Origin of the sequence: Peribacillus sp. NPDC101480, assembly GCF_050277335.1 — a bacterium.
GTDB lineage: Bacteria > Bacillota > Bacilli > Bacillales > DSM-1321 > Peribacillus.
This window is the reverse complement of record NZ_JBNNSB010000010.1, coordinates 75,569-84,704: the sequence shown is the minus strand read 5'-3', so window position 1 is coordinate 84,704 and position 9,136 is coordinate 75,569. Positions and strand designations below refer to the sequence as shown.

The window sequence follows — 9,136 nt, the reverse complement described above, 5'->3', positions numbered from 1 at the left end:
CTGTTCTTCAACAACTTGGATAAGTTGATAGATTAACTGCGAATGCTGATTGACTTCCGATAAGTCTTTATTTGATATTGCGCTATGAATATGAAGCGTAATAAAACCGATTTCCCCTTGGGGCAGGCCTATGCCTGTCTTATCTTGAATTAATTCTACTACATCAACAGCAATATCATGTTCAAAAGGATAAAGGGTTATCGTTTCTTTCAAGAATGGGTTTTTGATAGTCATTCCTTGTGAAACACGCTGAAGGGCGAACAATAAATGATCAGTTAAACCGACATGTATATGTTCATTGAGTTTTCCAGTTACTCGGTCGTTAATGAGATGAATGGATTCTATAATGGCAGCTTGAAGATTTTGATCGATCTGCGGCAAAAGTTTTTTGTAACTTTCCTGTTCCTTGACATTTTTCAGGACAAACGTCTTCTCCGCAAGTTCCGGACTTAACTCTTCGCCTTTCTTTCGGTTGAAGCCCAAGCCCTTTCCAATAGAAACGACTTCTCCATACGACGGATGCGTGGCAATCACCACATTATTGTTCAAAACCTTTTCAACGATAAAACCATTCATTTTTCTCCCTCTTTTTTTCTCAAAGTCATCCCTATGCCCCATACAGGATAAAGTACTTAGTACTTAGTCCTTTTACTATACACGATATGAGCTTTCTCTTACAACATGAAAGAAGAGCCCTGAAATCAGGACTCTCCTTACTTATTGCCTTATTACTTCAAGAAAATGAAATATAGTAGGAAAACGACTCCAAGCCCCCACATGATTGGGTGAACCTCTTTAGCTCTCCCTTTCATCGACATGGTGATCGGATAGAAGATGAATCCGCAAGCTATACCTGTCGCAATCGAATATGTCATAGGCATCATGATAACCGTAAAGAAGGCCGGAACCGCAATTTCAAACTTCTGCCAGTCAATATTTTTAAGTGATGATGCCATTAACACTCCGACTATAACCAATGCCGGCGCAGTCACCGCAGATGTAACCACTGATAGAAGCGGGAAGAAGAATAGGGATAGGACAAACAGCAATCCTGTCACTACAGCCGCAAAACCGCTTCGAGCACCAGCGGCAACACCCGATGTAGACTCTACATAAGATGTCGTGGTGGATGTACCAAGAATTGCACCTGAAACGATGGATAATGAATCAGCAAGTAATCCTTTTCCCACTCTAGGAAGAACATTATCCTTCATTAAACCAGCTTGTTGCGCTACAGCCACCAACGTACCTGCTGTATCAAAGAACGCTACAAACAAGAAGGTCAGTATCACGATTAACATTTGACCAGTGAAGAGATCACCGGGATTTCCGAAGGCATCGAACGCAACCCCGAATGTAGGCGCTATGCTAGGAACGGCACCGATTATTTTCTCCGGCACCGGAACTTGTCCAAAAATCATTCCTGCTATGGCTGTAATGACCATCCCTATGAACACGCCGCTTTTGACGCCTCTCGTCATCAAAATGACGGTTACGACAATTCCAAACACAGCCAATAAAGTATTTCCTGATGTCAAGTCGCCCAGTCCTACAAGAACGCTGTCATCATTCGTGATGATTCCAGCATTCTGAAACCCTACAAACGTAATGAATAAACCGATACCGGCACCAACTGCGTATTTCAACTCGACTGGAATTGCATTAATGATTTTCTCACGTATTCCCGATAGGGAAAGCAAAACGAAGATAATACCTGAAATCAATACTCCCGACAAAGCCGTCTGCCAAGGAATTCCAAAACCAAGCACAACGGTAAAAGCAAAGAAAGCATTCAATCCCATCCCTGGTGCAAGCGAGATTGGATACCTGGCTATGAGTCCCATCAATATCGAACCGATTGCGGCTGCCAAGGCGGTCGCTGCAAAAACCGCTCCGTAGTCCATTCTCAATTCATCCGGATAGTCCTCGATGCTTTGTAAAGTCAGCATCACAGGGTTAACAACCAGGATATATGCCATTGAAAGGAACGTAGTCAGTCCACCAAGTATTTCACGGCGATAATTAGTTCCCAGCTCATTAAACCGAAAATAATTTTTCATTATGAGTCTCCCCTATCATAAAATCGCGCCAACAGAAAATGCCCCATTCGCTTACGAACGGGGCTTGACTGCGGTCATGTAAAGAAGTGGCGGTTTATCCGCGCCAATCCTTCCACATCGTAGTCAAGCCGTTCACGGCAGCTTGGTAGAAACTTTTGGGCCATATCCCCAATATTATACGACAATTATGTTTTTTTATTATTATAGGTATAGTGTATCAGTCACTAAAATAATCGTCAATATATCTAACGAATATTTTTTATGTAATTTTAGGCAATGTTCGCTTTTCGCTATATATTCCTTACTTATTATGGCTATATCTTCGCCAACATACGTAAAATGTAAGTAATCTACATATTCAAATACTATTTTAACCGAAAAAATCAGTGAAGGATATTTCCTTCACTGATTGGATGATTTTAATCTTCTATTCCCACTCAATCGTTGCAGGTGGCTTAGACGTAATGTCATAAACTACGCGGTTTACATGGTTTACTTCATTAACGATTCTCGTTGAGATGATTTCAAGTACATCCCAAGGGATTCTTGCCCAATCGGAAGTCATTCCGTCAATGGATGTAACCGCACGGATCCCGATTGTATAATCATACGTACGCGCGTCGCCCATTACCCCAACGCTTCGAATGTTAGGAAGGACCGTAAAGTACTGCCAAATTTCGCGTTCCAAACCATTCTTTCTAATTTCTTCACGTAAGATATGGTCAGATTCACGAACGATTTCAAGTTTTTCATCTGAAATTTCACCTAATACACGAATACCTAAACCTGGACCCGGGAAAGGTTGACGCCAAACGATTTCATCCGGAATGCCCATTTCACTGCCAAGTGCACGCACTTCATCCTTGAATAGAGTGTTCAAAGGCTCAATCAATTTAAATTGCATATCTTCCGGAAGACCGCCAACGTTGTGATGCGATTTAATTGTTTGTGCAGTGGCTGTACCACTTTCAATAATGTCTGTGTAAAGTGTACCCTGTGCAAGGAAATCAATTCCTTCAAGCTTCGTTGCTTCATCATCGAATACGTAGATGAACTCGTTACCGATGATTTTCCGTTTTTGTTCCGGATCTGAAACGCCAGCAAGTTTCGATAGGAAACGTTCTTTTGCATCGACCTTGATTACATTCATATTGAAACCTTCCCTGAATGTTTCCATTACACCTTCGGCTTCCCCTTTACGAAGTAATCCATGATCGACGAAAATACATGTCAGCTGATCGCCAATCGCTTTATGGATCAATACAGCAACAACGGATGAATCCACACCGCCGCTCAATGCGCATAACACTTTTTTATCTCCGACCGTTTGGCGGATTTTCTCCATTTCTATTTCAATGAAGTTCTCCATTGACCAGTCACCTTTACAGCCACAAACGCCGAATACGAAATTTTTCAAAATGTCATTACCGTATACGGAATGACGGACTTCAGGATGGAATTGCACGGCATATAATTTACGTGATTCGTCACTCATAGCCGAAATTGGGCAAGACGGGTTCGTCCCATCAATTTGGAAACCTTCAGGCGTTTCCACCACTAGATCACCATGGCTCATCCAGACGATCTGTTCTTTCGGCAGGTCACTGAATAACTTAGATTCATTTTGGATGGCAAGTGTCGCTTTTCCGTATTCACGGTTTTTCGCTGGTTCCACCTTACCGCCAAAATGTTTAGTCATAAGCTGCATGCCATAACAAATACCGAAAATCGGAAGGCCCATTTCGAATATGCGTTCATCACAACCAAATGCATTTGCATCATAAACACTATTCGGACCCCCTGAGAAAATGATTCCCGTTGGATTCATTTTCTCGATTTCTTCTACAGTAATTGTATGAGGATGAAGCTCACTGTACACACCAAATTCGCGGATACGACGAGTGATCAATTGATTATATTGGCTTCCGAAATCAAGTACTACGATCATTTCCTGGTTTTTTTGCAATTCTGTTTTCCCCGGCACAAACGTCACCTCTATCAATGTAATTCACTCATGAAATCGAGTGATAATTTCTTATAAAAAATATTATCATAAAAAAAGAAAAACTAAAAATCCACCCTCAAAAATACAGAAAAAGTATAGACGAAGGCAGATTTTCAGCTTTCCTGTTAAAATCCGCCTTCATAGTCAAATCATTTACGGTGATTCGGTAGAAACTTTCGATCCATATTATCGAGGATATATGAAGGATATATTAGTTTAAGTTAGTTTTTGTTATTGTATCAATATAATAAAAACCTGGTCAAGAGCTAGTTTTTCTCATCAAGCTTTCCCAACCCTCTTGAAAGTGCTTCCATTCGCCATCTTCCACGTCTCCACGATATATCATTAACTCGTATCCAGCCGTCAATTCGCCCATCTCATCCGTATCATACACTGCATCCACATAGGCGGCGTACTCCCTTAATGTTTGCCCCTCCGGACGAACTAAACCAGCTCGTTTTAATTGTTTCAATAAAATTAAATAGGCTGTCGAGAAATGAGCACCGGTTTTCTTTCTATAACGAAGAATCTGCAGATGAGGAATCCACTTCCTTCTAAAGAAATAACCAATAGAAGCGAAAATCAATGCACCTGATAGTGAGATGGCAGTCCATTTTAAGAACCCACCCATGTTCCCGATACCCGTTTTCACGGATGATTGAGTTACCCTATCGGGTGTATCCTGGCGTTCCCTGGTCTCTATCTTATTTTGCTCTGAATTATTTGGAGTTTCTTCAGGCTTCTTGATCGCTTCCTGTTTCAATTCCGAATCGTAAAATTCAACTTCCCCATTGAAACCCTTTGTCGGTTCGAAGGGAACCCAGCCTATCCCTGAAAAATAAACCTCGACCCAGGAATGTGCATTATTATTGGTCACCTTATAAACGGATTCGCCATCAAGGATTGATTTTTCCCCTTCCGTATAGCCCTTTACCCACCTTGCAGGTATATTGGCGGCTCTTAGCAAAACAACCATTGCACTTGAAAAATTATCGCAATACCCTATCTGTGTCTCGAATAAAAATTGATCGACATAATCTTGATTGCTCTCCGGATACGGAATATCATCCTTAGAATAAATGAATTCAGGTCCGTCAAAATAATCCTCAATGGCTTTTGCTTTATCGTACCAATTCGCTTCATTCCTCGTAAGCCCGGATGCCAATTCATATATCCGGTTTGGCATTCCCTCTGGAAGCTGCGTGTTCTTTTCCATTAATAAATCCATTGATTCGTCAGGTTCCGTCACTTTCCTTAACTCAGCTATATCAAAACTCGGCATATCATAGACCAACTCATACTCTTTCATGGACAGTCGTTCGCCATTATCCTTTTCAGAAATAACTTTGTCCATACCCTCATAATATTTGAAACCCGTTCCGTTTTTGCCCTCAATCTTTTTTAAATACCCGGACTGCGGATGAAGGATATGGGAATATGATTCCGTCATGGACACTTTTGCCGTCATTTCTTCTGTCCTCACCACTTCAGGAACGTCGTAAATATCTAAAGATGCCATATCCTGCCCGTTGGAAAAAGTGTGAAAGTCCGTTTCCAGGATGGAAACCCACCCTTTACCGGTATAAATATCCTTGTTCTCGACTTTCCAGTAATGTCCTTCAGGAGCATTATTATAAAAAACGATGGAACCATCCGACTCTATCGAACCGCCAAGATCCGAATCATCTTCATCATATCCGACACTTTTACGCTTCGAACCACCTTCTTCTTTCCCTGCTTTATCAGAATAAGAGGTAATATAAGGCACCGGGTCCGGCCACTGCGGAGAGAGCTTTGGGGCAGCGAAACCTACAAGGACACTCACCAAAATCATGCCGGTCAGCATTAAGATCCACTTATTGATGAAAGCCATCGTAAACTTGATCCGCTCCTGTATCGTAAGTCGCAGCAGGGACAGCAGGCCTAGCATCAAGAACCCGATGATGATGATTCTGATCATTGCCTTATCGCCCACATAGGGAGTGAATGTATCAAGTACAGATATAAAAATCACCGTTAACATAAAAAAGAAAAAAATGCTTTGCCTTACCATCACCCAGTAATGGATCAAATACGTTACAAGCCACAGAAGGACAAAAAATAGAAACGTTCGAAATGGATTTGTGATCAGCTCCCAATTACCATCATATATAAAACCAAGATTGGCCGTAAAATCCGCTAGGAATCCTTCCTTCAGCCATGATAATTGCAATAAAGCGCCTTTTGAATGGAGGAACTGCAATGAAATCATTATATAAGCACTAATGAGAATAAACCGGATTGACCAATGTATGCGGAAATAATGCAGTAGCAGGGAATAGAGCAAAAATACGATAAAAATGATGATATTACCTGTATCTGTGAGTTTATCGACAGGCCTCAACCATTCAGTAATCAACAACAGACCAAATACATACATGAGGACGTGCATGAAGCTTTCCAACTTTGCGGTGGTGACATTCATTTCGCCATCACCTCTGATCTGCCAGACTTTAGTTGGCCATGTTCAAAAAAGCTAACCTTTATCCCCCTCGAAACAGCTGCAGAGCTTGACAGCCTTTCCTCATCAGTAAGATCCGCTTGTTTCTTCATACATAACATTAATCCCTGATTAGGCCGTAAAGCACTCAATAGGTCCACCTTTTCTAAGGTTAAGTCTGATACGATGAATATCACAACAGCATTTGCCGGAAGAATTCCCTTCCTGATTTTTTCGTTCAAATCGTTTTCCACTCTCGGCTCTTCTTTAACAAGTCGGTGAAAAATCTTTCGTTTCTGGCTATTGCCCGCTGCTGCCGGTATGATTAACCTCGATCTCCTGCTCACATACCCAATTTCCATGCCTTTCTTTAACAGGGCGTGTGCAATGGAAGCAGCCATTTCAATGGATTCTTCGAATAAATCCGACGGCTTTTCATCAAGCATGATGAATACATCCCGGTTTTTCTGCACTTCGAATTCCTTCGTCATGATTTCACTCGTTCTGGCCGTCGCCTTCCAGTTAATCCATGACAACTGATCGCCTGGCTGATATTCCCTTACCCCGGAGACAACTGAATGTTCCCGTTGTGTCTTCTTTGCTGAAACCACTGCCCCCTGATTGAACACTCGATCAAGATCACTGTAAGCAAGCTCATGATAACGAGGAAAAACAGTTATTTTCATAGGTGAACTATATATCGCTTCCTTTTCGACTAGCCCGAAAAAATCCCCAATCCAAAAGCGGATCGATTGAAACGAATGCTCTCCGCGCTGCAAGTTTTCCAAGGTATATGACATGCTGAAGGTACGCTTGAATCCCGGAAAGATAATTATTTTCCTTTGGAATCCCCTATCTTCCATCTTCTGAGGCAATTCCTCCTCTACCACCATGAATAATAGGGGCAGCCGATTTTTACGGGTAAAGGTCAATGCTATTTCAACAGATTCGCCGGCCTGGCATTCCCTTTTATTGACCTTTCTCTCAACGGTAAGATCATGCAGCGGATAAAACAGCAGAATCAAAGCGTACACAGAAAACGGCAAAAATGAATAAAAAATGAACCAACTGACAAAACCACCTTGAAACATGGCATAGCAAAAGGAAACGCTCATGAGTAATACAAGTCCTATCACACTTATATTTCCTCTTAAAATGTTGATGAATTTACGCATTAGGTCACAGCCCGCTTCACTGGCACTTGAGTTGTCGCGACAATTTCATGTATCACCATTCCAGCATCGTAGCCATCATAATTCGCTTCAGGTTTCAAAATAAGCCGGTGGGAAAATACGAATGGAACTAAATATTGAACATCGTCCGGCAGGACATAGTCCCTTCCCTGGATCAGCGCGTAGGCCTGGGCTGCCTTCATCAACGCTATCGATCCACGCGGGCTCACCCCTAAATAGACCCCTCCATGCGAACGTGTTTGATTCGCCAATTCAACAATGTATCGTTTTATTGTGTCATCCACTATCACCGCTTTTACCTCATCCTGTAATTCTATCAATTCATCCAAGGTGATGACGGATTCCAGCTCCTCAAGCGGTGCCGTGTATTGAGCTCTATGAAGAACCTCTATCTCTTCTTCCACACCGGGATAGCCCATTTTCATTTTTAATAGGAATCTATCCAATTGAGCCTCCGGAAGCGGATATGTTCCCTCATAATCGATTGGATTTTGTGTCGCCATTACGAAGAACGGCTTCTCCAATCCTCTTGTGACACCATCAATCGTCACACTTGCCTCTTCCATGGCTTCAAGCAATGCAGACTGAGTTTTCGGCGAGGTCCGGTTAATTTCATCGGCTAAAATAATATGTCCCATTATCGGACCTGGCCTAAAAATGAATTCTTGTTCCTTAGGATTGAAGATAGAAACACCAGTAACATCAGAAGGAAGTAAATCAGGCGTGAATTGAATTCGTTTAAAGCTTGCACCTATTGATTTTGCCAGTGCCCTTACCATGACTGTCTTTCCGACGCCCGGAACATCCTCCAATAAGACATGTCCGCCGGAAAGGAGTGCCACGATGCTTAGTTCGGCTATATCCCGTTTTCCGATAATCACCTTTTCAATATTACCCATAACCATTTCCAGTTTTTGATTGACCTGCTTATAAATCATTCTCTACCTCCCGGGATTCACAATATCACTATTGCATCATACCTTCTCTATATCACGAATTTTACATTAAGCTCCAATTAAACCTTACATTGTAAGTTTACTAGATAATCGGTAAACCATAAACGAATTTGTACTAAAAATATTAATGCTGCTTAATGAAAAAGGAATGTTAAACTGTTGATAAGTGAACATGAACCAACGATGACGTCCATTCGTTTAATGAAAATTTCACGTCACGAACTGGACCAAGGATCGGGGAAGCTTTTGAACTTGCAGCAAAGACTGTTTATCCTGACTTGGTCAAATACCGATAGGATGCGCCAATAAATCGGCGCATCGCAGTTTGTAGACAAAAGGGAACCGGAATTAAAAAATTTCGAACCCCTAGGGCAATGAAGCCACGCCTCTCTGATTTGTATATTCTTTTTCTGTTTATGCTAAAATGAATGCAATCCACTCAT

The 9,136-nt window shown here is 41.7% G+C and carries 6 protein-coding genes and 2 riboswitches; all 6 genes read right to left on the bottom strand.

Features of this window, described 5'->3' with window-relative positions:
* Positions 1–576: PRD domain-containing protein (locus ACQKMF_RS24505; RefSeq protein WP_427575364.1), on the bottom strand; the 576-nt coding region annotated here is incomplete at its 3' end.
* Positions 577–728: 152 nt separating this feature from the next.
* Positions 729–2,060 (bottom strand): NCS2 family permease, encoded by a 1,332-nt coding sequence (locus ACQKMF_RS24500; RefSeq protein ID WP_063235528.1) that lies wholly within the window; start codon positions 2,058–2,060, stop codon positions 729–731.
* Between the two features lie 100 nt (positions 2,061–2,160).
* Positions 2,161–2,262, bottom strand: a riboswitch (purine riboswitch).
* 225 nt (positions 2,263–2,487) lie between these two features.
* On the bottom strand, positions 2,488–4,044 hold the full coding sequence (guaA, locus tag ACQKMF_RS24495) for a glutamine-hydrolyzing GMP synthase (protein WP_034306157.1): 1,557 nt from the start codon (positions 4,042–4,044) through the stop codon (positions 2,488–2,490).
* 142 nt (positions 4,045–4,186) lie between these two features.
* Positions 4,187–4,288, bottom strand: a riboswitch (purine riboswitch).
* Between the two features lie 36 nt (positions 4,289–4,324).
* A complete protein-coding gene (locus ACQKMF_RS24490) occupies positions 4,325–6,529 on the bottom strand; it encodes a transglutaminaseTgpA domain-containing protein (protein ID WP_427575362.1) in 2,205 nt (734 codons plus the stop codon).
* Positions 6,526–7,719: a DUF58 domain-containing protein gene (locus ACQKMF_RS24485; protein ID WP_260359267.1), complete on the bottom strand. Its 1,194-nt coding sequence runs from the start codon at positions 7,717–7,719 to the stop codon at positions 6,526–6,528. Before ACQKMF_RS24485 ends, ACQKMF_RS24490 begins: the two co-directional genes overlap by 4 nt.
* On the bottom strand, positions 7,719–8,675 hold the full coding sequence (locus tag ACQKMF_RS24480) for an AAA family ATPase (protein WP_260359265.1): 957 nt from the start codon (positions 8,673–8,675) through the stop codon (positions 7,719–7,721). The genes ACQKMF_RS24485 and ACQKMF_RS24480 overlap by 1 nt, the downstream gene beginning before the upstream one ends.
* Positions 8,676–9,136: the final 461 nt, after the last annotated feature.

Coding starts and splice junctions, on each gene's coding strand:
- ACQKMF_RS24485 (WP_260359267.1), bottom strand. CDS start 7,719: ATGCGTAAATTCATCAACATTTTAAGAGGAAATATAAGTGTGATAGGA.
- ACQKMF_RS24490 (WP_427575362.1), bottom strand. CDS start 6,529: ATGAATGTCACCACCGCAAAGTTGGAAAGCTTCATGCACGTCCTCATG.
- ACQKMF_RS24480 (WP_260359265.1), bottom strand. CDS start 8,675: ATGATTTATAAGCAGGTCAATCAAAAACTGGAAATGGTTATGGGTAAT.
- ACQKMF_RS24500 (WP_063235528.1), bottom strand. CDS start 2,060: ATGAAAAATTATTTTCGGTTTAATGAGCTGGGAACTAATTATCGCCGT.